This window comes from Variovorax beijingensis, from assembly GCF_007828835.1.
Taxonomy (GTDB): Bacteria; Pseudomonadota; Gammaproteobacteria; order Burkholderiales; family Burkholderiaceae_C; genus Variovorax; species Variovorax beijingensis_A.
Genome location: NZ_VIVL01000003.1, coordinates 304,655 through 331,636, shown reverse-complemented (window position 1 = coordinate 331,636; position 26,982 = coordinate 304,655). Strand labels below are relative to the sequence as shown.

Annotated in this window: 18 protein-coding genes; 13 read left to right on the top strand and 5 right to left on the bottom strand. The window is 70.9% G+C overall.

The features are described from left to right. The first annotated feature begins 59 nt into the window (after positions 1-59). The 3 genes from FB547_RS12070 to ligD all read left to right on the top strand — a co-directional run bounded on the left by FB547_RS12070 (position 60) and on the right by ligD (position 3,188). Positions 60-1,055, top strand: a complete 996-nt coding sequence (locus tag FB547_RS12070) for a succinylglutamate desuccinylase/aspartoacylase family protein (protein ID WP_145742491.1) — start codon at positions 60-62, stop codon at positions 1,053-1,055. Between the two features lie 202 nt (positions 1,056-1,257). Beyond that, entirely contained in the window at positions 1,258-2,283 is a 1,026-nt protein-coding gene (locus FB547_RS12065) for a Ku protein (RefSeq protein ID WP_145742489.1), read from the top strand. Next, positions 2,280-3,188 (top strand): non-homologous end-joining DNA ligase, encoded by a 909-nt coding sequence (gene ligD, locus FB547_RS12060; protein ID WP_145742487.1) that lies wholly within the window; start codon positions 2,280-2,282, stop codon positions 3,186-3,188. Before FB547_RS12065 ends, ligD begins: the two co-directional genes overlap by 4 nt. A 14-nt stretch (positions 3,189-3,202) precedes the next feature. Here ligD and FB547_RS12055 read toward each other — a convergent pair whose 3' ends face one another. Then, complete coding sequence (locus tag FB547_RS12055) at positions 3,203-4,021, bottom strand: transglutaminase-like domain-containing protein (protein WP_145742485.1); 819 nt, start codon at positions 4,019-4,021, stop codon at positions 3,203-3,205. A 334-nt stretch (positions 4,022-4,355) separates the two neighbouring features. Here FB547_RS12055 and FB547_RS33295 point away from each other — a divergent pair, with 334 nt between their 5' ends. The 7 genes from FB547_RS33295 to FB547_RS12025 all read left to right on the top strand — a co-directional run bounded on the left by FB547_RS33295 (position 4,356) and on the right by FB547_RS12025 (position 18,177). Then, positions 4,356-4,523 (top strand): hypothetical protein, encoded by a 168-nt coding sequence (locus FB547_RS33295; RefSeq protein ID WP_021005272.1) that lies wholly within the window; start codon positions 4,356-4,358, stop codon positions 4,521-4,523. Then, positions 4,520-6,706 carry a catalase gene (locus FB547_RS12050; RefSeq protein WP_145742483.1) on the top strand — a complete coding sequence of 729 codons (2,187 nt, stop codon included), beginning with the start codon at positions 4,520-4,522 and terminating at the stop codon, positions 6,704-6,706. The genes FB547_RS33295 and FB547_RS12050 overlap by 4 nt, the downstream gene beginning before the upstream one ends. A gap of 150 nt (positions 6,707-6,856) precedes the next feature. After that, positions 6,857-9,007, top strand: coding sequence for a CHAT domain-containing protein (locus FB547_RS12045; protein ID WP_145742482.1), 2,151 nt, complete (start codon positions 6,857-6,859; stop codon positions 9,005-9,007). Between the two features lie 19 nt (positions 9,008-9,026). Continuing rightward, entirely contained in the window at positions 9,027-10,739 is a 1,713-nt protein-coding gene (locus FB547_RS12040; RefSeq protein WP_145742991.1) for a ShlB/FhaC/HecB family hemolysin secretion/activation protein, read from the top strand. Positions 10,740-10,746: 7 nt separating this feature from the next. Beyond that, positions 10,747-16,284 (top strand): filamentous hemagglutinin N-terminal domain-containing protein, encoded by a 5,538-nt coding sequence (locus FB547_RS12035; RefSeq protein WP_145742481.1) that lies wholly within the window; start codon positions 10,747-10,749, stop codon positions 16,282-16,284. Between the two features lie 14 nt (positions 16,285-16,298). Then, entirely contained in the window at positions 16,299-17,396 is a 1,098-nt protein-coding gene (locus FB547_RS12030; protein WP_145742479.1) for a radical SAM protein, read from the top strand. A 1-nt stretch (position 17,397) separates the two neighbouring features. Continuing rightward, a complete protein-coding gene (locus FB547_RS12025; RefSeq protein WP_145742477.1) occupies positions 17,398-18,177 on the top strand; it encodes a glycosyltransferase family A protein in 780 nt (259 codons plus the stop codon). Between the two features lie 18 nt (positions 18,178-18,195). On the opposite strand, the gene FB547_RS12020 is transcribed toward FB547_RS12025, so the two are convergent. From FB547_RS12020 to FB547_RS12005, 4 genes are all read right to left on the bottom strand, one after another. Continuing rightward, on the bottom strand, positions 18,196-18,990 hold the full coding sequence (locus tag FB547_RS12020) for a hypothetical protein (RefSeq protein WP_145742475.1): 795 nt from the start codon (positions 18,988-18,990) through the stop codon (positions 18,196-18,198). Between the two features lie 35 nt (positions 18,991-19,025). After that, complete coding sequence (locus tag FB547_RS12015; protein ID WP_145742473.1) at positions 19,026-21,023, bottom strand: hybrid sensor histidine kinase/response regulator; 1,998 nt, start codon at positions 21,021-21,023, stop codon at positions 19,026-19,028. Continuing rightward, positions 21,020-22,015, bottom strand: a complete 996-nt coding sequence (locus FB547_RS12010) for an ABC transporter substrate binding protein (RefSeq protein WP_261380268.1) — start codon at positions 22,013-22,015, stop codon at positions 21,020-21,022. Before FB547_RS12010 ends, FB547_RS12015 begins: the two co-directional genes overlap by 4 nt. A gap of 223 nt (positions 22,016-22,238) precedes the next feature. Continuing rightward, positions 22,239-24,128 (bottom strand): hybrid sensor histidine kinase/response regulator, encoded by a 1,890-nt coding sequence (locus FB547_RS12005; RefSeq protein ID WP_145742471.1) that lies wholly within the window; start codon positions 24,126-24,128, stop codon positions 22,239-22,241. 255 nt (positions 24,129-24,383) lie between these two features. Between FB547_RS12005 and phnD the strand changes: the two genes are divergently transcribed. The 3 genes from phnD to FB547_RS11990 all read left to right on the top strand — a co-directional run bounded on the left by phnD (position 24,384) and on the right by FB547_RS11990 (position 26,978). Then, a complete protein-coding gene (gene phnD, locus FB547_RS12000) occupies positions 24,384-25,394 on the top strand; it encodes a phosphate/phosphite/phosphonate ABC transporter substrate-binding protein (protein ID WP_145742988.1) in 1,011 nt (336 codons plus the stop codon). A gap of 14 nt (positions 25,395-25,408) precedes the next feature. Continuing rightward, positions 25,409-26,452, top strand: coding sequence for a phosphate/phosphite/phosphonate ABC transporter substrate-binding protein (locus FB547_RS11995; RefSeq protein WP_145742469.1), 1,044 nt, complete (start codon positions 25,409-25,411; stop codon positions 26,450-26,452). Positions 26,453-26,669: 217 nt separating this feature from the next. Then, the gene (locus FB547_RS11990; protein ID WP_145742468.1) at positions 26,670-26,978 is read left to right on the top strand and encodes a hypothetical protein; all 309 of its coding nucleotides are present in this window, start codon (positions 26,670-26,672) and stop codon (positions 26,976-26,978) included. The last annotated feature ends 4 nt before the right edge of the window (positions 26,979-26,982 follow it).

Here is a 26,982-nt window from a genome sequence, read left to right as displayed (position 1 = left end):
CGCTATGAAAGGAGTAGCGGCTTTGCGCGCAGGGGAAGGCCTCCGCAATAATCGCCGGGATGTCCTCCGATTCCCTTGCCGCCGCCGCAACCACCGACAACCTGCGCATCCACACCTTCGCCGCGCTGGAGCCGGGCCCGCGGCTGCTCGTGCTCGGCGGCGTGCATGGCGACGAAACCTGCGGCACCGCGGGCATCGAGCGCGTGCTGGCCGAGCTCGACGGCGGCAGCTTCGGGCTGCGGCGCGGGCAGCTCACGCTGGTACCGGTCGCCAACCCGCTGGCGCGGCGGCGCCTGCAGCGCGAAGGCGAGCGCAACCTCAACCGCCTGTTCAAGCCGAGCGAGGCGCCCGCGGACTACGAAGACCGGGTCACCAACGTGCTGTGCCCCATCATCGCGCGGCACGACGTGCTGCTCGACCTGCATTCCTTCCAGAGCGAGGGCGAGGCCTTCGCGATGATCGGCCCGCGCGACAACACCGGCACGCTCGAGCCCTTTGCGCGCGCCAGCGAGGAAGGGCTGCTGGCGCTGCACCTGGGCACGCCGATCGTGGTGGAGGGCTGGCTCGACATCTACGCCGCCGGGCTCGCGCAGCGCTCCGCCGGCATCGCGGTCGGCGACGATGCGATCGACTTCGGCCGCGGCACCAACGAGTACATCCGCAATTGCGGCGGCTACGGCGTCACGCTCGAATGCGGCCAGCACCGCGACCCGAAGGCGCCCGAGGTGGCTTGGCGCGCCATCCGCCGCGCGCTCGCGCTGCTCGGCATGGCGGCATTGCCCCGGGGCCTGGCGGGCACGCCGCCCGCGCCGCCCCGGCTGCTGCGCCTGGCGAGCGTGACCGACCGGCTGCACGAGGACGACAGCTTCGTGCGCGACTGGGCCACCTTCGATGCGGTGCAGCGCGGCGAACCCATCGGCATGCGCCACGACGGCACGCTGGTGAGCGCGCCGGACGACGGATTCATCGTCTTTCCCAACGCGCTCGCGCTGCCCGGCGCCGAATGGTTCTACTTCGCGCGACCGAGCGAGCGGGTGCTCGGCTCTGTGGCCTGAAGCATCCGCTCCTTCCCCCTCTGGGGGAAGGCTGGGATGGGGGCGGCAGAGCGCCCGGTAGACACGCCGCTTGCCCCCACCCCAACCCTCCCCCGAAAGGGGAGGGAGAAAAATGCCGGTGAGCCCTACGGCAGGCGCCGCCGCGCTCCTACATCGCGCAGCGGCGCGCGGCGCAGAGTCTCGAGGCTGAAGGAGTGTGCCCATGGCAGTCTCGAAAAAAGCCCCCGCGCCGCGCGTCCTGTGGAAGGGCGCGATCAGCTTCGGCCTCGTCCACATCCCGGTGGCGCTGTACTCGGCCACCACCGACCACGGCATCGACTTCGACTGGCTCGACAAGCGCACGATGGACCCGGTCGGCTACAAGCGCATCAACAAGAAGACCGGCAAGGAGATCGCGCGCGAGAACATCGTCAAGGGCATCGAGTACGAAGACGGCGAATACGTGGTGCTGAGCGACAAGGAAATTGCCGACGCCTACCCCAAGACCACGCAGACCATCGAGATCGAGAGCTTCGTGCCCGCCAACGGCATTCCCTTCGTCTATCTCGAGCGCCCCTACTACGTGGCGCCCATCAACCGCGGCACCAAGGTGTATGCGCTGCTGCGCGAAACGCTGCAGCGCACCCAGCGAATCGGCGTGGCGCGCGTGGTGATCCAGACCAAGCAGCACCTGGCCGCGCTCGTGCCCGTGGGCCCGGGGCTGGTGCTGAACCTGCTGCGCTGGGGCGCCGACATCCGGCCCTGGACCGAGCTCCCGCTGCCGTCGGAAGACGCGAAGAAGGCGGGGCTGCGCGAGCACGAGATCAAGATGGCCGAGCAGCTGGTCGAGGACATGAGCGCAGAGTGGGACCCGGACGACTACAAGGACGAGTTCAAGGACGAGATCCTGCGGCTGGTCGACCGCAAGGTGGCGGCGGGCCAGACCGAGACCGTGACCCAGATCGAGCCCGAGGAGGGCCAGGCGCTCGAGAGCCGCGGCGCAAAGATCATCGACCTCACCGAGCTGCTGCAGCGCAGCCTGCGCAAGGGCGGTGGCGCCGGCAAGGCGGCTGCGGCCAGCGAAGACAGCGACGATGAAGAAGAGGCGCCAGCGGCCACCAGGGCCAAGCCCAGGCCCAAGGCCAAGCCCCGGGCTCATGGCAAGACCGCCGCAAAAGGCAGCAGCGGCAGCGCCGCACGCAAGCGCAGCGCGGCCAAGAGCGCCACCACCCGGCGCCGCGCGGCATGAGCGGGCGCATGGCCACGGCGCAGAAGGCGCCGCGCATCACCCACGCGGAGCGCGTGATCGACGCCGCCAGCGGCCTCACCAAGGGCGATCTCGCGGCCTACTACGCGCGTGTTGCGCCGCTGATGCTGCCGCACCTCGAGGGGCGCCCGGTGGCGCTGGTGCGCGCCCCCGACGGCGTGGGCGGCGAGCTGTTCTTCCAGAAGCATGCGCAGCACAGCGACATCGCGGGCATCAGGCTGCTCGATCCTGCGCTCGACCCGGGCCACGACCCGCTGCTGCAGATCGACACCGCCGAGGCGCTGGTCGGCGCGGCGCAGTTCAACACCGTCGAACTCCACACCTGGAACGCCACCTCGCGCGCCATCGGCAAGCCCGACCGCATGACCTTCGACCTCGACCCCGGCGAAGGCATCGACTGGCAGCAGATGCAGGAAGCCGCGCTGCTGGTGCGCGTGCTGCTCGACGAGCTCGGCCTGCCGTCGTTCCTCAAGACCAGCGGCGGCAAGGGGCTGCACGTGGTGGTGCCGCTGCGGCGCCAGTTCGGCTGGGACGAGGTGCGGGGTTTCTCGCGCGCCGTCGTCGAGCACCTGGCGCGCACGGTGCCCGAGCGCTTCGTGGCCAAGAGCGGGCCGCGCAACCGCGTGGGCCGGATCTTCGCGGACTATCTTCGCAACGGCTTCGGCGCCACCACCGTCAGCGCGTGGTCGGCGCGCGCGCGGCCGGGCATGGGCGTGTCGGTGCCGCTGGCGTGGGAGGAGCTGCCCGACCTGGACAGCGCCGCCCACTGGACGGTGGCGAACATCGGCCCGCGCCTGGCCACCGGCAACACGCCCTGGGACGCGATGGAGCGCAGCCGCACCGGCCTTCGCGCTGCCATGGAGATGCTTGGCTTCCTGCCCGCCTGAGCGAAGCCGCGGACCTACTGCGGCACTTCTTCGGTCGTCACTTCGAAGCGCTTGAGCGAGTTGGCGCCGAACACCATGGTGATCGGCACGTCGGCCGCGTCGCGTCCGCGCGCAATCACGATGCGGCCGATGCGCGGCACGTTGTGGCGCGCATCGAAGGTGTACCAGCGCTCGCCCAGGTACACCTCGAACCAGGCGCTGAAGTCCATCGGGGAGGGCACGGGCGGCACGCCGATGTCGCCCAGGTAGCCGGTGGCATAGCGCGCGGGAATGTTCATGCAGCGGCACAGCGTGATCGCCAGGTGGGCGAAGTCGCGGCACACGCCCGTGCGCTCGCGGAACCCCTCGAGCGCGGTGCGCGTGGAGCGCGCGCTCTGGTAGTCGAAGCGCAGGTGCTCGTGCACGAAGTCGCAGATGGACTGCACGCGGTGCCAGCCCGGTGCCACGCTGGAAAAGTTGCTCCAGGCGAACGCGAGCAGTTCGCTGTCGACCTCGCAGTAGCGGCTCGGCAGCAGGAAGGGCAGCGTGGAGACCGGCAGGTCCGCTGCCGTGTGCTCGACGGCGCTGAAATCCACCGGGTCGGCCCAGCCCGGATCGAACACCACCGCATGGTTGCGCAGCCGCACGCTTTGCACGCCCGCGGGAATCCGCACGCGCGCGCAATGGTTGTCGAAGCCGTCCATGTAGTAGTCGGTATGCAGCGGCGGCGTGAGGGTGACGTGCTCGCCGTCCTGCAGGTCCGCCGCGCGCGAGGGGTGGACATGCAGCATGTAGACCAGTGCGGTGGGGGCCGTGACGGCGAGTTCGATGTCGTAACCGATCTTGATCTGCATGTTCTTTCTTTCTTCCCTGAGTGAATGGCTTCGGTCCACGGATGCCCAAGCAGGCTTCGTGCCGCCTGCGTTCGATGGTACGGCTGCGCTTGCGGCGCGGATGCGGGCCGACACGCCGGCCCGCGTAGGCGGCAGCCAGCCGCTGTCGGTGCGCTCCTACCGCGTAGACGCCGCCTCTCCCACAAGCGCGGGCGAGGCGCCACTACGGGTAACAGTGTGAGAAAAACATAACCTTTGGATTCGCTCGCAACTGCCCCCGCGAACCCGCTTTCGTGGCTTCATGGAGGCCGCAGCGCAAGCATCGAGTGTTCAATCTGATCTGCTGGAGCGAATCATGGATCTGTCGTCGCTGTTCGATTCACTCACCGGTGCTTGGGGGGATGAAATCCTGTTCTGGGTGGTGGCCGCCGTGGCGGGCTTCATCTGCCTGATTGCGCTGGTGAACGTGCTGGACCTTTTTATCGACAACGAAGCTGACCCTCCCATGAAAGACCCTCGATGACGCCTCAGAACAAGGCCGCCGCCGGACGCCGCTCGAAGGCCACCGACGGCAGCAATGCCAAGCAGCAGCAGCTCGATGGATTCGCAACCGATCATGCGCCCAATCTGACGACCAACCAGGGTCTTCAGATCCCTGACAACCACAATTCGCTCAAGGCCGGGGTGCGCGGGCCCACGCTGCTCGAAGACTTCATCCTGCGCGAGAAGATCACGCACTTCGACCACGAGCGCATTCCCGAGCGCGCGGTGCATGCGCGCGGCTCGGCGGCGCATGGCTATTTCCAGGTCTACAAGTCGATGTCGCAGTTCACCTGCGCCGACTTCCTGCAGGACCCGGACGCGAAGACGCCCGTTTTCGTGCGCTTTTCCACCGTGGCCGGCTCGCGCGGCTCGGCCGACACGGTGCGCGACGTGCGCGGCTTTGCCGTCAAGTTCTACACCCGCGAGGGCAACTACGACCTCGTGGGCAACAACATCCCGGTGTTCTTCATCCAGGATGCGATGAAGTTCCCCGACCTGATCCACGCCGTGAAGCCCGAGCCGCACCACGAGATGCCGCAGGCCGCCAGCGCGCACGACACCTTCTGGGACTTCGTCTCGCTCATGCCCGAGAGCACCCACATGCTGATGTGGGCGATGAGCGACCGTGCCATTCCGCGCAGCCTGCGCATGATGGAAGGCTTCGGCGTGCACACCTTCCGCTTCGTGAACCTGCGCGGCGAGAGCCACTTCGTGAAGTTCCACTGGAAGCCCAAGCTCGGCATCCACGGCCTCGCATGGGACGAGGCACAGAAGGTCGCGGGCAAGGACCCGGACTTCCACCGCCGCGACCTGTGGGAGGCGATCGAGCAGGGCGACTTTCCCGAGTGGGAGCTCGGCGTGCAGCTGGTGCCGCCCGACAAGGCCGATTCGCTCGGCTTCGACCTGCTCGATCCCACCAAGCTGATCCCCGAGGAGATGGTGCCGGTGCAGCGCATCGGCCGGCTGGTGCTCAACCGCAATCCCGAGAACTTCTTTGCCGAGACCGAGCAGGTGGCCTTCCATCCGGGGCACGTGGTGCCAGGCATCGACTTCAGCAACGATCCGCTGCTGCAGGGGCGCCTGTTCTCCTATACCGACACGCAGATCTCGCGCCTGGGCGGTGCCAATTTCCACGAGCTGCCCATCAACAAGAGCGTGTGCCCGTTCCACAACTTCCAGCGCGACGGCATGCACCGCCAGGCCATCGCGCGCGGCCAGGTGGCCTACGAGCCCAACTCGCTGGGCGACGGCAAGGAGTTCAGGGTCGACGGCGGCAGCGTCGGCTTCCAGCCGCATCCCGACGAACTCGAGTCGCCCAAGGTACGGCGGCGCAGCCCGAGCTTCGACGACCACTTCACGCAGGCGCGGCTGTTCTTCAACAGCCAGAGCGCGGCCGAGAAGGAGCACATCGTTGCGGCCTTCCGCTTCGAGCTCTCCAAGGTCGACGTGCCGGCCATCCGCCAGCGCATGGTCGACAACCTGGCGCACGTCGACGAGAAGCTTGCGCGCCGCGTGGCCGAGCCGCTGGGCATCGGCGCGCCGGACGCCAAGGCGGCCGCGGGCCGCGCGGGCTACCGCGAGCACCGCATGATCCTGCCCATCGAGGAGTCGCCCGCGCTCAGCATGGCCGACAGCGGCGACGGCTCGATCCGCACGCGAAAGATCGCGATCCTCGCGGCCGACGGCATCGACTCCGCCTCGCTCAAGCCGATCCGCGATGCGCTCGAGCAGGCCGGCGGCAAGTGCAAGGTGGTGGGCGCGCGCCTGGGCACCATCGCCAGCGCGTCGAAGCGGCAGATCGACGTCGACATGACCTTTGCCAACGGGCCATCGGTCGTGTTCGATGCCGTGCTGATCCCCGGCGGCGCCCAGGGCGTCGCGTCGCTGGCGGGCATGGGCGATGCGGTGCACTTCGTGCTCGAGGCATACAAGCACTGCAAGGCGATCTGCACCGTGGGCGACGGCGTGCAGCTGCTCTCCACGCTCGGCATCGGTGCCAACGCGCAGCAGGGCGATGCACCGGCGGGCGTCATCGTCGCGGCCACGCCGGTCACCAACCTCGGCGACACCAGCGAGGCGACGCAGATCGCGCAGGCCTTCATTGCCGCGATTGCCAAGCACCGCCACTGGGACCGCGCCAACATCGATGCGATTCCTGCGTGAACAGGTCCTAGTCCGTTCGCGCTAGGCCTTCTTGCGAATAGGCGCGGCAGGGGGCCGCTCCTAGACTTTCCCCACGAGGCCTGAACGGCGCGCACTTCCGCGGCGTCGACCCCCGCAACCGCGGGCACACGGGCCGCGCGCGGGGGTCCAATGACGTGGTTTTCGAGAAGAACGGAACGGGAGCGCTCGGCACGTCGTGCAGGGGCCGCGGGTGCGCTGGGACTGGCAGCCATTCTTCTGCTGGGCCATGGGTCCCTGGCGTCGGCGCAGCAACAGCAGGCGCCGAATGCCGAGGCCGCGGCCGGCCGGGCGGAGCAGGCCCGGCTCGCCGACACCGACACCTTGCTCGCGTTGACCAGCGAGGGCGCGGTGCTCTATGGGCAGGATGCGGTCAAGCTGTCGGGCTACCAGTACTGCAGCCAGGCAGTGGCGCTGGCCGAGGCCGGCGAATTCCGCCAGAGCGTGCGCGCCGCCAGCAAGGCGCTGCACCTGGCCAATGCCACGCGCGATCCGAACCTGCTGGCCATGGCCAACCGCGACCTGGCCATCGTCTACAGCTATTCCGGCCAGCTCGAGAAGGCCGAGGAATTCGCGCGCGAGGCGCTCAAGCATCCGGCGCGCGACCCCAAGCTGGTGGTCGGCCCGGTGCAGAAGGTGATCGGCGATGTGCGCACGCGCCGCGGCGACTACGCGGGCGCCGTGATCAGCTATGACGAGGCGCTGGCCAACAGTTCGCCGCGCTACGCGCCGCTGGTGCAGGCCTCGCTCGTCAATGCGCTGATCGAAGCGGGCGACGCCACCAGGGCGCGCGAGGTGCTAGGGGGCATGGCGCCGCCCCGGGACGCGCCGCTCACGGCGCAGCTCGACCGCACCCGCGCGCGGCTGCTGCTGGCCGAGAACAAGCCGGCCGAGGCGCGCGACCTCTACCGCGCGCTCACCGCGCGGCAGGTCGGCACCGACACCGAGTACTACCGCCTCTGGGCCTGGGACGGCGTGGCGCGCAGCGAGCTCGCGCTCGGCCAGAAGCAGGCCGCGGCCGAGGCCGTGGCGCGCGCGCTGGGCGGCATCGACCAGGTGCGCGCCAGGTTCCGCAGCGAAGAATTCAAGATGGGCCTGTTCTCGGACCTGCAGTCGGTGTTCGAGCGCGGCGTTGCGATCTACAGCGACGCGGGCGATGCGCGGCAGGCCTTCGAGGTGAGCGAGCGCAGCCGTTCGCGCGCGCTGCTCGATGCGGTGCGCGGCCGCGCGAAGATCAACGAGCGCGCCGCGACCACCGTGGACCTGGCCGCGCTGCAGGGCATGCTGGCGCCCGACGAGCGCGTGGTGCAGTTCCATTCGCTGCCCGACCGGCTGCTGGTGTGGGTGGTCGGCCCGGCCGGCATCGAGGCCAGGACGGTGGCGGTGCGCCGCGAGGAGCTCACCGAGCTGGTCGAGGTGTTCCGCAACTCCATCGTGCGCGGCCGCCGCGCGGCCATCACCAATGCCGACAAGCTGGGCGCCGCGCTGCTCGGGCCGCTGGCCCTGGCGCCTGGGCAGCGGCTGATCGTGGTGCCGCACGGGCCGCTGCACTACCTGCCGTTCCAGGCGCTGCGGCTCGACGGACGCTACGTGATCGAGACGCATCCGGTGGCGGTGGCGCCTTCGATCAGCATCGCGGTGCAGCTCGCGCAGCGCTCGCCACGCGTGGGCGCATCGCTCACCGCCTTCGGCAATCCGCGCATCGAGGACAAGTACGACCTGCCCGGCGCCGAGGTCGAGGTGAAGCAGCTCGCGCAGCTGTTCCCGCGCAACGCGGTGTACATGGGCGCCGCGGCCACCAAGACGCAGTTCCGCGACGTGGCTGCGCGCTCGCCGCTGATGCACGTGGCGGCGCATGCCGAGGCCGATGCGGTCGATCCGCTGTACTCGCGCATCCTGCTGGCCAACGAGGGCGGCAAGCAGAATTTCCTGGAGGCGCACGAGATCCTCGGCCTGCCGATGGACGGCACCGCGCTGGTCACGCTGTCGGCCTGCGAGTCGGGGCTCGGGCGCATCGCGCAGGGCGACGAGGTGCTGGGCTTCACGCGCTCCTTTCTCTCGGCCGGCAGCTCGAGCCTGATCGCATCGCTGTGGCCGGTGTCGGACGACGCGACCGCGGTGCTCATGAGCACCCTCTATGGCGAGCTGGCCAAGGGCCGCGACATCCAGAAGGCGATGCAGGCCGGGCAGCTGGCGGTGCTGAAGGATCCCAAGATGTCCCACCCCTTCTTCTGGGCGCCGTTCAACCTGATCGGCAACTGGCGTCTCACGGTGGGGAGCTGACATGAAAAGAACAACCGGGATGCGCGCCATCCAACGCTCCACGCCGGTCGCCCTTGCCGCCACCGCCCTGGTGAGCGCCACGCTGCTTGTTGCCGTCCAGCGCGCACATGCAGCAGAACCCGATGCCAACGCGCTGCTGCCAACCAAGGACCCCTGCGGCAGCTGCGACCGCCCGCTCGCGCAGGCCACCGGCACCGTGGCACCGCAAAGCCTGCCCGCGCCGCCGCAAGCTCCCGCCGCCAAGTTCAAGCTCAACGACCTGCGGCTCAACGGTGTCAAGGCACTGAGCAACGAGGAACTGCAGAGCATCACCGCGCCCTACATCGGGCGCGACGTCACGCTCGGCGATCTCGAAAGCCTGGCGCAGGCCATCACCGCGCGCTACAAGGAGCGCGGCTACTTCCTCGCGCAGGCCGTGGTGCCCGTGCAGACCGTGCGCGACGGCATCGTCGAGATCAGCGTCATCGAAGGCCGGCTCGGCAAGGTCGAGGTGATCGTTGCACCCGATGCGCCCGTCGGCGAGGCGCGCGTGCGCGGATTCCTTGCGCCATTGCAGCCCGGGGAGGCCGTGAACGCGCCGGCCTACGAGCGCTCGATGCTGCTGCTGTCGGACCAGCCCGGCATCAAGGTCTCGTCCGCGCTGCAGGAAGGCACGCAACCGGGCACCACCGACCTGTCGGTGGAAGTGGCGGCGGCGCCGCGCTGGGCCTTCGCGGCCGAGGCCGACAACCACGGCACCAAGGAATCCGGCCGCTACCGCCTCGGCGGCACGATGCGCTGGGCGAGCCCCTTCGGCATCGGCGACAACCTGGACGTGCGCGCCATGGTCTCCAACGGCAATGCGCTGCAGTTCGGCCGCGTCGCCTACGAGGCGCCGATCGGCAGCAGCGGCCTGCGCGCCGGCGTCGGGCTGGCACGCGTCAACTACGAGCTGGGCGGCGAGTTTTCGGAGCTGGGCGCCCAGGGCAAGGCCGACGTGTTCGACGTCTCGCTGAGCTATCCGCTGATCCGCCAGCGCCAGCACAACCTCTTCCTGCGGCTGTCGGCCGACAGCAAGAAGCTCACCGACGAGTACACGGCGGTCGACTTCTCGGCGCGCAAGCGGGTGCGCGGCTTCGGCCTGGGCTGGACCTGGGAGCGCCGCGACGACTGGCTGGGCGGCGGCTACTGGGCGAGCACCGGCAATCTCTATCACGGCCGGCTCTCGATCCGCGATGCCGACAGCCTGCAGACCGACCAGGGCCCGGGCGGCCACCGCACCGAAGGCGGCTTCACCAAGGCCACCTTCCAGCTCTCGCGCCTGCAGGCGGTGCTGCCCCGGCACTCGCTGTACCTGGCGCTGGGCGGGCAGTGGGCCAGCAAGAACCTCGACGCCTCGGAAAAGCTCTCGCTGGGCGGCGCGCGTGCCGTGCGCGCCTACCCCTCGGGCGAACTGCTGGTGGACCAGGGCGTGATCGGCACCGTGGAATGGCGCTGGTCGTTCGACGCCGAGTTCACGCCCTTCGTGTTCTACGACGCGGCGCGCGGCCGCCCGACGAAGAACCCGACGATCTTCGATGCCGGCTCCCATTCGCGCAGCTTGCGCGGCGCGGGCATCGGCCTGAGCTGGACGCGGCCCGGCAACTTCACCATCAACGCCACGCTGGCCTGGCGCGCCGGCACCGACCCGGCGCGCACCGACGGCGGCGGGCGCAACCCGCGGCTGTACGTGCAGGCGCAAAAGACCTTCTGAGGGCAGCATGAGAAACCATGATCTTTCCGCGAAAGCCCTGCCGCGGCACTGGCGCGTGCGGCCGCTCGTGCTGTCGCTGGCCTGCATGGGCATGGTGCCGGCCTGGGCGCAGCTCAACCTGCCGACGGGCTTTCCGCAGAGCGGCAATGTGGTGTTCGGCAATGTGAGCGTCGCGCCCAATGGCACGGCGGCCATGCAGAGGCTCAACCAGAGCACGATGAACGCCATCGTCAACTGGAATGCGTTTTCGCTGGCCGGCGGCAAGACGCTGGACATCAACCAGCAGATGGGCGCCGCGAGCGTGATGCTCAACCGCGTGGTGGGCACCGGCGGAGTGATCGAGCAGTCGGTCATCAACGGCACGCTGTCGGCCAACGGGCACGTGTTCGTGGTCAATCCCTCGGGCGTTCTCTTCGGCAGCACCGCCCAGGTGAACGTCGGCGGGCTGGTGGCGTCCACGCTGGACATCAGCGACAGCCAGATCGCCAAGGAGGGCAGCGTGGTGGGCAAGGGCAGCCAACTGCTGTTCGGCGGCGGCCTCAACGATGCCAACAGCATTGCCCGCGTGACGGTCCAGCCCGGTGCGGTCATCAGCGTGGGCGAGGGCGGCACGCTCGGGCTGATCGGCGCGCTGGTGCGCAACGAAGGCGAGATCAACGTGGCGCGCGGTTCGGCGGGCCTCGTGTCGGGCGCCCGGGTGACGCTGGACTTCGAGGGCGACGGGCTGACGAAGTTCACGGTGCCGGTCGAAGGCGGGCTCATGAACACGTCGGTGGCCAGCGTTCAGGCGACCGATCCCACCACCAAGGCGCTGGTGATGAACACCGGCACCATCACGGCCGACGGCGGGCGCGTGGTGCTGGTGGGCGCCTCCGGGCTGGTGCAGCAGGTGGTCAACCAGAGCGGCACGGTGCGCGCGCGTTCGCTGGTCGAGCGCGGCGGCGAGATCGTGCTCGAGGCCATCGGCGCGCAGGTCGACAGCGGTGCGGGCCTCGAGGTGAGCGGCACGCTGGATGCGCGCGGCACTGCGGCCGGCGTGGCCGGCGGCAGCATCCGCACCACGGCCGGCAACCTGAGCGTGCTGGCGGGCGCGCAGATCGCCGCCGGCGGCAATGCAGGCGGCGGCAACGGCAGCTGGACGGCCGAGGCGGGACGCAATCTCTCGATCGTGGCCGATGCCGACGCCGGCAACATCGCGGCCAGCGTCATCGGCAAGGCGCTGAGCCAGGGCACCGACGTGACGCTGACCACGCGTTCGTCCAGCAAGGTGGCGCAGATCAACGACGCCGTCGTGTTCCAGCCCGGCGCCCAGGTGATCAAGGACGGCGGCGGCACGGCCACGCTGCGCGTGAATTCGGTGGGCAACATCGACATGCGCTGGGCGGCCGAGGGCCAAGGTGCAACGATCGCTTCCACCAGCGGCGCGCTGAACGTCGAGTTCAATGCCGACGCGCAGGGCCTGGCCGCCGCCGAGGCCGGCCAGGCCAACGGCATTGCGGCGGCCATCCGGCTGGACCGCGCGCGCATCGATGCCAACGGCGGGAACATCCGCTTCTTCGGGCAGGGCGACAGCGACAACGGGCGAGCGATCGGCGGGCAGGTCAAGGGCCCGGACGCCGATGGCGCCGGCGATATTCGCAGCGGCGTCTGGCTGGGCGGCAGCACCTTGAGCACGCTCGGGGCGGGGCGCATTTCGCTGCGCGGCGAAGGCGGCACCGCCGAGGTGGGCAGCGGCTTCCTGAGCGCCACCGATGGTGTGCGCATCGACGGCGACAGCACGCTCCGCACGCAGGCCGGCGGCATCACCCTGGCCGGCCGCGGCGCCGCGGGAGGCTCGGGCGTGCGGCTGAACGGCGACGACTATTCGGTCGCACTGTCTTCGGCGAGCGGCGACATCGCCCTGACCGGGACGGTGCGCGACTGGACCGGCGGCGGCCCGGTCGGCGAGCCCCCGGACGGCGCCGGCGTACGGATCACCGGCGCGAAGCTGGCCACCGGCGGCGATGTGCGCATCACGGGCCAGGGCGGCGACCTGTCGGGCATGGCCGCCGGCCTGCGCACGCAAGCTGTCGAATTCGGTTCCAGCTACACCGTGGGCGCTTCGAATGGCGTGATGATCGATGACACGCGGGTCGAGGCCGGCGCAGGCCGCAGCATCGCGATCACCGGCACGGCCGGCAGCGCGGGCTTCGGCTATGACGGCAACGGCGCGGCGCTGGGCTTCGCGCCGCTGGACGCGACGGTCACCCCCTTTGGTGTGCGGCTTTCGTCGTCCCAGCAGACCGACGGGCTGCATGCCGCGGGCGGCAGCATCCGGGTCGCGGCCGGCACGGGCGATGTGAGCCTGACAGCCGGCGCCTTCGAGGGCACGCTGCTCGATGCCGCCAGCGCCACCGGCATGGGCGGCAGCATCGGCGTGACGGGGCGCAACATCCTCGCGCAATCGACGGCGGACGCCAGCGGCCTCGCGGACGCCAGCGGTACGGGCGGCGGCGGCAGCATCGAGATCCGCGGCAGCACCGCGGCCGGCGCCGGCAACGAGAACACGGGCGTGGTTTCGGTGGGCCCGAACCTCACGCTGCTGGCCAACGCCCTGGGCAGCGGCAACGGCGGCAGCATCACCGTCGTGGGCGAGCGTTCGGTGCGCGCCTTTGGCGACCTGCAGGCCCGGGGCGGCAGCGCCGGCGGCAACGGCGGCATGATCGAAACCTCGGGCGGCTCGTTCGACGTGAGCGGCATCCGCGTCGACGCCTCGGCGCCGGCCGGCCTGGCGGGGCGGTGGATCGTCGATCCCTATGACGTCACCATCGTCCACGGCGCGGCAGGCGGCGGCAGCCTGCCGACCAACCCCTTCGACCCGGTGGCCACCTCGACCATCCAGGACGGCGACATCAACAGCGCGCTGAACACCGGCACGAGCGTGACCATCACCACGGGCACTGCGGGAACGGATGCGGGCGACATCCGCTTCGGCAGCGGCATGCTGATCGAGCGCACGGCGGGCAGCGCGCCGCTGGTGTTCGAACTGAATGCGGCGCATTCGATCGGCGACCGCGTGTTTTCCAGCTCGTATCTGGCGCCGATCATCCGTTCGACCACGGGGCCGATGGACGTGATCTTCAATGCCGGCTCGGGCGGTGCGCTCGACGGCTATGTCCATTACTTCGGCAATACGGGGGCCGACCAGGCCGTCATCTCCACCAACGGGGGCCGCGTGCTGGCGCACGCCACGGGCACGGGCTATGCCGAAGTGGTTTTCAATTCCGCCAGTATCGATACCGGCGGCGGCGAGCTGCGCCTGCAGACGGACGGGCCGAGCACCACCCAGTTCGTCGCGCTCAGTGGCGACGTGCACACGCGCGGCGGCAGCGTGACGCTGGACTCCGGCTTCGTCGGCGGCAGCCCCGCATTCAGCGACATCAACATCGACGTGGACGGCACCATCGACACGGGCGGCGGCGCGGTGTCCATCCATGCGCATGGCGTCGGCGGCATCTACGATTCGGTGACCAGCAGGTTCAACAACCAGATCATCACCAACGGCGGGGCGGTGTCGATCCTGAATGGGCAGACCGGCGCGCCCTCGGGTTTCGTGCTGCTCCAGGGCACCCGGATCGACACGCGCGTCGGCCAGTCCGATGTGGGCGCCGGCGGCGACGTGAGCATCGCCGGCGGCGGCGTGAGCCTCAACGGAGCGCGCATCGACAGCGCCACCGGCGACGTGGCCATCACCGGGACCGGCGGCACGGGCCAGAGCGGCAGCGCGGTGCAGCTGGATTCGCTGTTCCTGCGGGCCGTGGGGGTCCCGGTTCCCACCGCCATCTCGACCACCAGCGGCAACGTGCTGGTGCGGGGCGTGCAGGACTTCGACCGCGGCTCGAGCGCATTCAACGCGACGCACGGCGTGCTGGTGACCGGCGGCAGCAGCATCACCACGGGCAGCGGCAGCATCGCGCTGCAGGGCCTGTTTGCCAGCGCGGTGGTCGATGGCACCGACAGCGGCGTGCGGCTGGAAAACGGCGCGCGCCTGGCCACCACCGGCGGCGGCAGCATCGAGCTGACCGGCAGTTCCCTGCAGGGCACCCCCGGCGTGTCGATCCAGCCCGGCCTCTTGTCCACCGGCGCTCCGGGCGCGGCGCCGCAGGTGCAAAGCAGCGGCAACCTGGTGCTGCGCGCCAGCAACGACGGCAGCGCGCCGGCCCTGGCCATCGACGTGCCGGTGAGCGCCGCCGGCACCATCAACCTGCGGCCGGGCGGCATGGACGCGTCGCTCAATGCCTTCGACGCCACGGCCGCCGCCATCACCGTGGGCGGTGCGGCGGGGGGCGGGTTCACGCTGTCGGATGCGCTGATGTCGCGCCTGAATGCGCCCAGCGTGGTGGTGGGCAGCAACACGCACGCAGGCACCATCACCGTGGCCGGCGCGCTGGCGACCGGCGGCGCACTCACGCTGCAGAACGAAGGCGTGGGCGGCGGCGCCGGCGGCATCGTGCTGAACGGCGCCGTCACGGCGGACCGACTGGGCCTGCTCTCGGCCGGCGACATCACGCAGACGGTGAAAGCACCGATCACCGCCCAGCACCTGCTGGCGCGCTCCAGCCGCGGCAGCGTGCTGCTGGACCAGGCGGCCAACAACGTGAGCGAGAACACGCTGGGCGGCGGCGCCGCCGGCGCCTTCCGCTACCAGGACGTCGATGGCGTGCGCATCGGCGCGCTGTCGGTCACCGGCTTCGACGCCGGCACCAACCAGCCGCAGGTGGTGTCGGCCACCTCGATGGCGGCCGACACGGTGTTCGTGCGCACGCTCTCGGGCGACCTCACGCTGGACACCGCCGTCACCAGCACCTCGGGCACCGACCTGGTGGCCGCGGCCCGCTTCCAGAATGCGGGCGGCGGCAGCCTGGGCGGCGCGCCCTGGCGCATCTGGGCCGACACCTGGGTGGGCGAGTCGCGCGGCGGCCTCGCCGGCTCGGGCGCCACCCCCAACCTGTTCCACTGCGCCTACCTGGGGCTGTGCACCGTGAGCATCACGCCGGGCGACAACCATTTCATCTATGCCCAGCAGCCGCGGGCCACGGTGGTCATCGGCGACGCCAGCCGGCCCTTCGGCATGGCCAACCCGCCCTTCGGCTTCACCATCGGCGGGCTGATCCTGGGCGACGGCACGGCCGGCTTCATGGGCACGCCCACGAGCCTGGCCGGCATCTTCAGCCCCGCGGGACGCTATGCGATCAACGGCAGCTTCACCTCGGCGGCCGGCTATGCGGTGGACGTGGTGCCCGGGACGCTGACCGTGACGGCCAACCTGCGCCGGCCGGACTTCCCGGGCTCGGACCTGGTGCGCGAGCTGCCCAACACCAACACCTACACCTTCGACCGCAACCTCGGCGCGCCGCCGATCTGCTTTGCCACCGGGCCGCTGGAGGGTGAACGTGCGCAGCAGGACGGCGACCTGCTGGCGCGCGAATGGTCGCGCGTGCGTTCGCGGCCCAACCTCACGAGCTGCGTGGCCACGGACCGCAAGAACGGCTGCGCGGATTTCTGAGAGCGGACCTGGCCGTGGAACTGCCGCCGCCCCTGTTCCTGTTCCTCCAGACCAACAAGCGCTGCAACCTGCGTTGCGAGCACTGCGACTTCTGGAAGCTCGACGACGCCGACCGCGCGCGCTACCTCGGCCCGGCGCGCCGGCGCGAGCTGCTGGCGGAGTTCGCCGGGATGAATCCCCGGGGCAGCGTGGTGATCTGCGGCGGCGAGAGCATGCTCGACCTGGAAGACTACTTCCACATCTCGCGCGGCTGCCGCGAACTGGGCCTGACCTGCCTGTCGGTCGTCAACGGCACCCGCGTGCGCGACGAGGCCATGGCCGAGCGCATGATCCGCGAGGGCCCGCATGGCATCTCGGTGTCGCTCAACAGCCATCGGCCGGCCCTGCACGACCGCACGCGCGGCGTGAAGGGCGCCTTCGGCAAGGCGGCCGATGCGCTGCGCCTGCTGCTGGCGGCGCGCTCGCGCGCGCCGGGCAGCGATACGAAGATCAACGTGATGGGCCTCATCTTCGACGAGAACTACCTCGAGCTGGAGGACTTCTACGCCTTCGTGCTGGACGAGCTGGGCGCCGACAAGCTGAAGCTGAACTTCCTGCAGCCCAGCTTCGGCCAGATGGCGCTGGTCGATCCGTTCTTCGCCGCCCACCGCGACGTCGATCCGGACCGGCTGGTCGAGGTGATCCGCCGCTGCGACCAGCGCTTCCGCCTGGGGCTGAACCCGCTCTGGCTGCATCAGGTCCACATGTACTTCTCCACGCTGCGCGCCTGCCCGGACGCGGCGCGCGGCTGGGGCTCGCACACGCGCACGCCGGAACACATCTGCAACACCTACGAGCGCAACATCATGGTGGACCACTATGGCGTGGCGCGCCTGTGCTTCTCGGGCAGCTTTCCGGGCATGCGGCTGGACAAGCCCGGCGACTTACGCCTGTTCTGGCGCGAGGCGGAGTTCGTCCGCACGGCGATGCGCGGGTGCAACCAGTTCTGCGGCATCAGCCACAGCGTGCGACGGGAGACCAGCACCTGCGCCTCGCGCCGCCCGGCCGCGCTCTTTCCCGCGGCGCGGCCCGCGGCCCGCACCATCCCCGTACTGGCGGACCGCGGAAGCTGAGGTGAACGACGCGCCGCTCAGGGTGGCTGTGGTCACCCCCTATCACCGCGAGCCGCCAGCCGTGCTGCGCCGCTGCATGCAGAGCGTGCGCGCGCAGGGCCATCCGCAGGTGGTGCACTACATGGTGGCGGACGGTCTTCCGCAGCCCGGGCTGCTGGCCGAATGGCCGCAGGTGAGGCACATCCCGCTGCCGCACGGCAACGCCAACTTCGGCTGCACGCCGCGCGGCATCGGCGCGCTGTGCGCGCTGGCCGACGGCGCCGACATGGTGTGCTTCCTGGACGCGGACAACCTGTTCCTGCCCGGCCACGTCGCCTCGGTGGTGCAGGCCTATGCCGAGGCCCGGGAGCGGGGCCGGCCCGTCGATGCGGTGTTCTCTTCCCGGTACATGTTCCTGCCGGGCCACGAGCACCTGCGCATCGTTCCGCCGGACGAGGCGCCGGGCTCGGATTTCGTGGACACCAACTGCATCAGCCTGGCCCGCTCGGCCGGGTTTCTCTGGGGCGCCTGGTCGCAGCTGCCGCGTTCGCTGACCCCCGTGTGCGACCGGGCGATGTGCTGGCTCATGCAGCACCACGGGCTGCGCGTGCGCTGGACCCGGCAGAGCACCGTGCTGTACGAATCGCACTGGCGGGCCACCTATCTGCAGGCCGGCCTGCCGCCGCCCGAGGGGCTGCACGACGAGCTGCTGCGCTCGGCCGGAGTTGGCCTGACACCGGAGGAACTCTGGGGCCTGCTGCGGGTGCGGTGGACCTTCGATCCGCCGGCCCGGCGGGCATGACGGACCCGGCGCGCCGGCTCATCCCGGGAGGCCGTGGTCGCCCAGTGCGCCCAGCGCGCGCGGCAGGTCGCCGTGCCAGGTCTTCAGGCCCTGGTGCGACAGGCGCGACTGCAGGTCGACGAACACCTGGCCGCCCAGCTGCTGCCAGCGCCGGCAGAAGGCGAAGTCCTCGCTCAGGTAGCGGCCGGTGGCGGGCTCGAACTGGGTGTCGAAGAAGCGCCAGTGCGGCAGGTGCGCATTGGCGTGGTCGCCGGCCTCGGGGGTGTAGCGCAGCTCGGGCATGGCCGCGGCCATGCGTTCGAACACGCCGCGGGCGATCAGCATGAAGCCGGTGGGTGCGTCCAGCACCTCGACGAAGCCGTCGGCGTCGGCCTGCGTCGGCGTGTGGCGCAGGTTCAGCGGATAGCGCGCATGCAGTGCGTCGAAGTCGGCCTGCGTGGCGCCCGCCGGCAGCGGCCGCGCCAGGCCCTGGGCCGGCCAGCCATCGTGCTTGTGCGGGTAGACGCCGGCCACCACCTCGCGGCCGGACAGCAGCAGGCGCAGCGCCGCATCGGGCGCGAAGCCGACGTCGGCGTCGATCCAGAACAGGTGCGTCCACTGCGCATCGGCCATGAACTCGGCCACCAGCCGGTTGCGCGCGCGCGTGAGCAGGCTGTCGCCGTCGAGGAAGCGCGTCTGCATCGCGAAACCATGCGTCCACGCCGCATTGACCAGGCCCAGCAGGCTGCGCACGTAGAGGCTGGTCATGGCGCCGCTGTAGCTGGGCGTGGCGACGAAGGGGCGGATGTCCTTGAGGGCGGCGGTGTCGAGCATGGCGTCGTCGAAGGTGATGGAGGAGGGCGTGCCATTCAGGCCGCGTGCGCATGGCGCCGCGTGGTGAGCAGCGCGCGCAGCTTGGCCGGCGCGACCGGCTTGGTCAGCAGCATCACGCCGCCATGGCGCAGCCGCTGCAGCACCTCGGGCCCGGTGGCGCCCGAGACCAGCACCGCGAGCGCATCGGGCTGCAGGCGCCTGGCGGCGTCGATCACGTCCATGCCGTCGCCGTCGCCGGCCAGCTGGAGGTCGCACAGCACCGCGTCGAAATGCACATCGCCCGTGCCCAGCCGCGCGATGGCCTCGGCGCCCGTGGCCACGCATTCGACCTGGCAGCCCCACTGCTCCAGCAGCGCGCGGCTGCCGTCGAGGATGGCGGGGTCGTCGTCCACCACCATGCAGTGCAGGCCGGCCAGCGGCGTCAGCGCGAGCGGCACGGGCTCGGGCGCGATGGCGTCGGCCGCATGGGCCGCGGGCAAGGTGAGTGCGAAGGTGCTGCCTGCCTGCAGCGCCGAGCGCAGCGTGATGCGGGTGCCCAGCAGCGCCGCGATGCGCGCGCAGATCGCCAGGCCCAGGCCGAAGCCGCGGCGCCGGTCGCGCTCGGTGTTGGCCACCTGGTAGAACTCCTCGAAGATGCGGCCCTGGTGGATGGGCGCGATGCCGATGCCGTTGTCGCGCACCTCGATGCGCACGCTGTCGCCGTTCTTTCCGCGGGCGCGGCGCGCGGCCACCAGCACGGTGCCGCCGGCCGGCGCATGGCGCAGCGCATTGGCCACCAGGTTGCCGACGATGCGCTGCAGCAGCGCGGCGTCGCTGCGCACCGCCAGGCCGCGGTCGCTCCAGCGCAGGCGCACATGCGTTTCGACCGCGGTGGCGGCATGCTGCGCATCGAGCTGGTCGAACAGCGCCGCGAGCGGCACCTTGGTGATCGCCGGCGTCAGCACCTGGGCATCGAGCCGCGAGATCTCCAGCAGGTCGTCGAGCAGCACGCCCATGAACTCGGTGCTCTCCTGCAGCCGCAGCATGGCGGGGCGCTGCGCGGGGCTGGCGCCCGGCAGCAGGCCGTCGATGAACAGGCCCATGGCATGCAGCGGCTGGCGCAGGTCGTGGCTGGCCGCGGCCAGGAAGCGGGCGCGCGAGAGCGCCGCCTGCTCGGCCTCGGCCATGCGCTGCAGCGCCACCGCGGTGGCCTCGCGCACGCGCTCCTCGCTGATCTGCCGGTTGCGCTGCAGGCGTTCGGCCAGGCGGTCGATGTCGTGCGCGAGCACCGTGAGCTCGTGCGCGCGGCCCCTGCCGGAATTGCCGGTGGACGCGCGGCTGTCGCCCTCGGCCACATCGCAGCGCGCCTCGAAGTGCCCGGCCTCGAGCGCGGCCACGGTGCGCGAGATGCGCCGCAGCGGCCGTGCCACCGTGCGCGCCATGTGGCGCACCGAGGCCCAGGCTGCGAGCAGCGCCACCAGCGCAATGCCGATGCTCGCGATCAGCGAGCGGCTGCGTTCGCGCGCATAGGCCGTGGTGTCGCGGAAGGTCTGCACCAGGCCGATGGGCGTGTCGCCGGCGGCGGTGGAGCCGGCCGGCGCGAAGGCGCTGGCACGCGAGGCTTCGCGCAGCGTGACCGGCGAGGTGAACATGCGCAGCTGCGCGAGCGACGAGGCCTTGGGACCGGCCGTCACGTAGACGCCGGCGCTGTTGCTGATTTCCACGCGCATCACCTGGCCGCCGCGCAGCGCGGCATTGGCCACGTTCTGCAGCGCGGGCAGGTCGCCGGCATAAAGGCTCAGGTCGGACATGGCCGCCACCTGGCGCGCCACCGCCTGGCCCTCGGCGTCGAAGGCGGCCTCGAGCGTCTGCAGCCGGCTGTGGGTGAACCAGCCCGTGAGCGCGAGCGCCACCGCGGCGCACGGCACCACGCCGAGCCGGAACAGGTCGCGCTGCAGGTTGCCGCGCACCAGCAGCGTGGGCGTCGGCGCGGTGGGGTGAAGCGGCGCCGATGCATCGGCGCGCCCGCCCGGGGAGGGCAGCGTCTCGCTCATCGGACGACCGTGAGCCGCTCGGTCAGTTCCCGTTCCTCGGGCAGGCGCAGGCCGAGTCCGCGCGCCACGGTGACGTTGACCCGCACGGTCGCGGGCGCAGCCGATTCGACCAGCGGGTTGGTGCTGCCGCCGGCGCCGCTCGCAAGCTTCTGCCCGAGCTGGCGCGCCTGCTGGGCCAGCTGCGCCGGCGTGGAGACGGCGGCGGCCAGGCCGCCCGAGCGCACCAGCCCTTCGCTGGCACCGAACACCGGCAGGCCCGCGCCGGCGCCGGCGCGCAGCACCGAGAGCGTGGCGGCCTGGTTGTCGCCGATCAGGTCGGGCAGCACCAGCAGGGCATCGCTGCGCGGCAGCACCGAGTGCAGCGCGCCGGCCAGCGACCTGTTGTCGGGTGCGTACTCCACCTGGATGTCCCAGGGCGGATTGCCGTTCTGCGCGGCGCGCTGCAGCTCGCGCACCAGCGGTTCGGATTCGAGCGTGGCGACCACGCCGATGCGGTGCTTCTGCGGCAGCACCGCGCCGATCAGCGCGAGCTGGTCCGCCATGGCCGGATCTCGCAGCAGCACGCCCACACGCCGGTCGCCGCGCTTGAGCGCCGGGCTGCTGGCGCGAAGGCTCTCGTAGTCGAGCCGGCTCAGCATCGCGAGCACCAGCGGCTGCTGGCCCGGGCGCTCCAGCGCGGCGCGTGCAGCGGGCGCGCCCACCGCGAGGGTGAGCGCGGCGTTCGCGGGCGCGGTGCGCAGGCTGCGCGTGCGCACGCCGGCATTGGCGCCGCGTTCGGACTCGGGTTCGGCGCGGGCCGTTTCCACCGGCTGCGCGGCTTCGGCGCCGCCCGGGGCCAGCCGCACCAGTTCGAAGCGGCTGCCGGGCTCCTGGCTCGCGCGCAGGTGCTGCACGAACTCGGCATGCGCCGGGAGCTCGTCGCCCACCAGCACCGTGAGCTCGGCCGCCGCGGCACTGGCCGCGGGCTGCGCCATGCACACCAGGGCCAGCACGGCGCAGGCGCCTTGGCGTCGCCGTTTCCGGAGGAGCGAGATGAGAGGGTTCACGGCAACAAACTTGGGCTGCGGCTGCAGCAGGTGCAGCACCCAATGTACGGAAGCCGCCTGCTTCGCGCGATAAGGCAGAGGGCTTATGTCGGTGTCCGCAGCCCCGCGCCGCTGTGATGAAGATCACAGCGCGGCAGCCGCTTGGCCTATGTCCGACGCACTACCCTCGTCAGGCGTCGGCGTTCGACAGCACCGCCGCGCGCTGCGTCTGGATCGCCTGGCGCAGCACGCGCGGCGACACCGGCTTGTAGAGCACTGCGATGCCGGCGCTCGCCACTTCGCGCAGGCGGTCCGGCTTGGTCTCGCCCGTGACCAGCAGCCGTGCCGTGCCCGGCCCGATGCCGCGCGGGTGGCGCTCGAGCGCGGCGATCACGTCCAGGCCGTTGTCGCCGCCCTGCAGCAGCAGGTCGCTCACCACCACGTCCGGCGGCTGCTCCCAGGCGTCGGCCAGCGCCAGCGCTTCGGCGCGCGTCTGCGCGGCCAGCACTTCGGCGCCCCAGTTGGCGAGCACCACCGTCAGGCCCTCGAGGATGGTGCGCTCGTCGTCGATCACCAGGATGCGCAGGTTCTCCAGGCTCGCTTCTTCTTCGGCGGCGCCGGGGGCGGGCGCGGCGGCCGGTTGCGGCAGCGCGGCCGGCGCCGAGCGCACGAGCACGCGCACGCAGGTGCCCTTGTGCGGCCTGGACGTGAGGTCGACGCGCGTGTTGAGCAGCTCCGCCAGGCGCTGCACCGTGGCCAGCCCGAGGCCCATGCCGCGTGCGCCGCGCGGTGCCTGGCGGCCCGCGGTCTCCACCTGGTAGAACTCCTCGAACACGCGCGCCTGGTGCTGCGGCGCGATGCCCACGCCCGTGTCGACCACGTCGATGCGAACCCCCTTGCCGCGCCGCCGCGCACCGATCAGCACGCCGCCCTCGAGGGTATGGCGCAGCGAGTTCGACACCAGGTTGTTGAGGATGCGCGAGAGCATCACGTAGTCGCAGCGCACCCAGAGTTCGGTCTTGCGCGCCACCAGGCGCAGCCCCTGCTGCTCGGCCACCGGCCGGAAGTTGCGGCTGATCTCGTCGAACAGCCGGTCCAGCGGAAAGTCGGCCCACTGCGGCTGCAGCACGCCGGCGTCGAGTTGCGAGAGATTGAGCAGCTCGGAGAACAACCGGTCGAGCGAGTCGACACACTCGCGGATGTGGCCGATGCGCTGCAGGCGCGCCGGATCGGTCTCGCCGTTGGCCAGCCCGTCCGAAAAGAGCGTGAGCGCATGCAGCGGCTGGCGCAGGTCGTGGCTGGCCGCGGCCAGCAGGCGCGTCTTGGCCTGGCTTGCCACTTCGAGCTGCTGGTTCTTGCGCGCGAGTTCGGCGGTGGCCTCGCTGATGCGGCTTTGCAGCAGGCGATGGCTCTCGGCCAGGGCGCGCGCCGCCTGGTTGAAGCCGTGCTGCAGGTGCCGGATCTCGGAGGTGCCTTCGATGGTCACGCTCGCGTCCTCGCCCGCGCCCAGCCGGTCCACGGCCTTGCCGAGCGCGCGGATCGGCTCGCTGATGCGCCGCGCCGCCCACCAGCCGGCGAGCCCCACGCCCACCAGGCTGATCGCCAGCACCAGCACCACGTTGAGCCAGACCGAGCGCCGCGCGTCCTGCACCGCGTCCAGGCTCATCTCCACCATCACCTTGCCGCTCTGGCGGCCCTCGTCGCTGACGATCGGCACCACCACCTGCAGGCCCTCGCCGCGCGCGCGGTCGACGGTCTCGGAATTGGCGACGATCTCGCCGTCCTCCGACCAGATCTGCACCTGCTGCACGTGCGGCTGGTAGGTGCCCGACTGGGCGGTGCGCTGCAGCATGCGGCGGTCCATGCGCAGCAGCGGCGTCTGCGCCGCGGTGGCCACCTGCATGGCCACCGTCTGCGCGTTGGCGCGCATCAGCTCGGTCAGGTTGCCCAGGTGCTGGCGCGTCAGCACGGCAATGGCCGCCAGCGTGGCCGCGGTGGCCGGCACCAGGGCGAGCAGGATCAGCTGCTGGGCGAAGGTGAGGCGCGCAAGCCCCCGGAGGACGTGGAAGTTCCAGTTCATGGGGGAATTGGGCGCATGAAGGTCGAGCTTAGAGGGACGGCCGTACGAGCGAAAGGTGGGAAAAACATCACGAAAATCACTTGTATTTGGTATCTAATTGCGACGCGTTGCCCATGTTAGACCCGCTGGTCCGCAGCGGCCCCATGTCTTCGTGTTCCAAAAATGCTGGCCTCCCCATGCCGCGTCCGGAAGGCTTCCGGCGCTTCCGATGCCTCCCGCCGTCCGAAGTCCGGGCGCGCCGCCGCCATGGTACGCATGGTGTGCCGCGGTGCTGCAACCGCCGCGCTGGCGCTGCTTGCCGGCCTGCCGCTGGCGGCCTCTGCCCAGCCCGCGCCGCAGCCCGATGCGCCGGTGCGCTTCGGCATCCTGCCGCTGGGCGGCGCCTTCGAGTCGCGCAGCGACTGGGATCCGCTGCTGGCCGAACTCAGCCGCGCCATCTCCAGGCCCGTGAGCGTGCTGTCGGTCAACTCGTACGAAGCGCTCGAGCAGGCCATCCAGCGCGGCGAAGTCGACATGGCCTTCCTGTCCGGCAAGATGGCGCTCGACGCCGTCACGCAGCGCCGCATGAAGGTGGTGGCCCAGGTGGTGCGGCACGACGGGCTGCCCGGCTACCGGGCGTTGCTGCTGACGCGCAAGGCGCCTCCTTTCAACAGCATGAAGAGCCTGCTCGCGGAGCCGGAGCGCTGGCGCCTTGCGCGCGGCGAGCGGCAGTCGGTGTCGGGCTTCATCGTGCCGCAGCTGCAGCTGTTCCTGCCCAACCACATCGCGATGGAAACGCGCTTCCTGAGCGAGGTCGTCGGCACCCACCAGACCAACGCGCTGGCCGTGGCCAACAACGAGGCCGACGTGGCCACCAACAACACCGCCGATTTCGAGCGCTTCAAGCAGCGCTTTCCGGCCGAGGCCGAGCGGCTGCAGGTGCTGTGGGAGTCGGAGCTCATTCCGCATGCGCAGATCGTGGTGCGGCGCGAATATCCGCCCGAGCTGCGCAGCCGCGTGCAGGCCTTCCTGGTCGGCTACGGCCGCGCGAAGGGGCCCAAGGGCGACGCCGAGCGCGTGGTGCTCAAGTCGCTGCACGACCTGGCCGGCTTCGTGGCGGCGGACAACAGCTCGCTGCAGCCCGCCGCCAAGCTGGCCTACCAGCTGGCCCGGCAGAACGCCATGAGCGCGCAGTGGGTCAACGATGCCGCGCGGCAGGCGCGGCTCTCGCGCATCGAAAGCGGGTACGCGGAACAGACCGCCGTGCTGCGCGACCTGTCTCCCTGACGCGGGCCCCGTCCATGCTGCGTCTCCTGCGTTCGGTTGCCGCGGCGCTCGCGCTCCTGGCCGTTGCCGCCGCCTGCCTCGCACAGGGCCGCGCCGGCACGGCGGACAAGGCAGGTGCCGCGCCGGTCAAGTCGATCCGCTTCGGCGTGCTGCCGCTGGGCGGCGCCGTCGAATCGCGCGCCCTGTGGACGCCGCTTCTGGCCGACCTGAGCCAGGCCATGGGCGTGCCCGTGAGCGCCTACTCGGTGGCGTCGTACGAGGAGCTCGACCGCGCTATCAAGCGCGACGAGATCGACATGGCCTTTCTCTCGGCCAAGATGGCGCTCGATGCCGTGATGCAGCGGCGCATGAAGGTGGTGGCGCAGATCGCGCGCCGGCCCGGCATGCCGACGCACCGCGCCGTGCTGCTGACGCGCAAGACCGGCCTGCCCAGCACGCTGGAGGCCGTGCTCGCCGAGCCCGAGCGCTGGCGGCTGGCGCGCGGCGACAGCCGCTCCGTGACCGGCTTCCTCGTTCCGCAGAGCCAGCTTTTCCTGCCGCGCGGGATTGCGATGGAAACGCGCTTTCGCGGCGAGATCGTCGGCACCCACCAGGCCACCGCGCTCGCCGTGGCCAACGGCGATGCCGACGTGGCCACCAACAACACCACCGACTTCGAGCGCTTCAGGGAGCAGTTCCCCGTGGAGGCCGCGCGGCTGCACATCGTCTGGGAGTCCGAGCCGCCGCCCGGTGCGCAGATGGTGGTGCGGCGCAGCTATCCGCCCGAGTTCCAGGCGCGGCTGCAGGCCTTCCTGGTGGGCTACGGGCAGGGCAAGGGCCCGCGCGCGGATACCGAGCGCGAGGTGCTGAAGACCCTGCGCGCGGCCTACGGCTATGCCACCGCCGACGACAGCGCGCTGCTGGCCGAGGCCATGCTCGAATACCAGCTCGGCAAGCAGAGCGCCATGGCCGCCGCCTGGGTCAACGACGCGGCGCGCGAGAAGCGTCTGCAGCGCCTCGAGAAGAACTACCGTGAGCAGGTCGAGGCCTTGCGCGCCGGCGCTGGCACCGCACGCTGACCAATTGCGGCCAAGGCGCCAAGCCGGCCGAGCACTGAAGGGGACGGCCCCTGTCGAAGCGGTAGCGCATATCCGAGTCGATATCATGTGCCGGGCCCGCCAGGGCAGCGGGTCATCCAAGGGAGAACATGCCACGTCGACGAACGCGAATTCGGTTGCGCATGACGGATTGGGAGAGCCCCATGCCGGCGCATTACTACAAGGGCGAGGCGATCCGATGAAAACGCGGTGGTGGTGGCTGCCGCTGAACATGCTGGCCTGGACCTTGGCAATGCCCTTGCTCAGTGTCGGCCTGCGCTTCCTGGACCAGCACCGGATCCTGGCGATGTCGGGGAGCGTCGTGGCGGCCGGAGCGCTTGCGCTTGTGCTGTGGGCCGTCTTGATCTACGCGAGATGCGTTCCGGCAGCGCCCGGACTCTCGCGCCGCATCGGGTACTTCGTGGCGTTCGTCGCCGCGATGCTTGCGCTGGGCGCAGGAGCCCTTTGGCTGACCTTCTGGGCGATCGTCGCGATCTACGGGCTGTAGCACC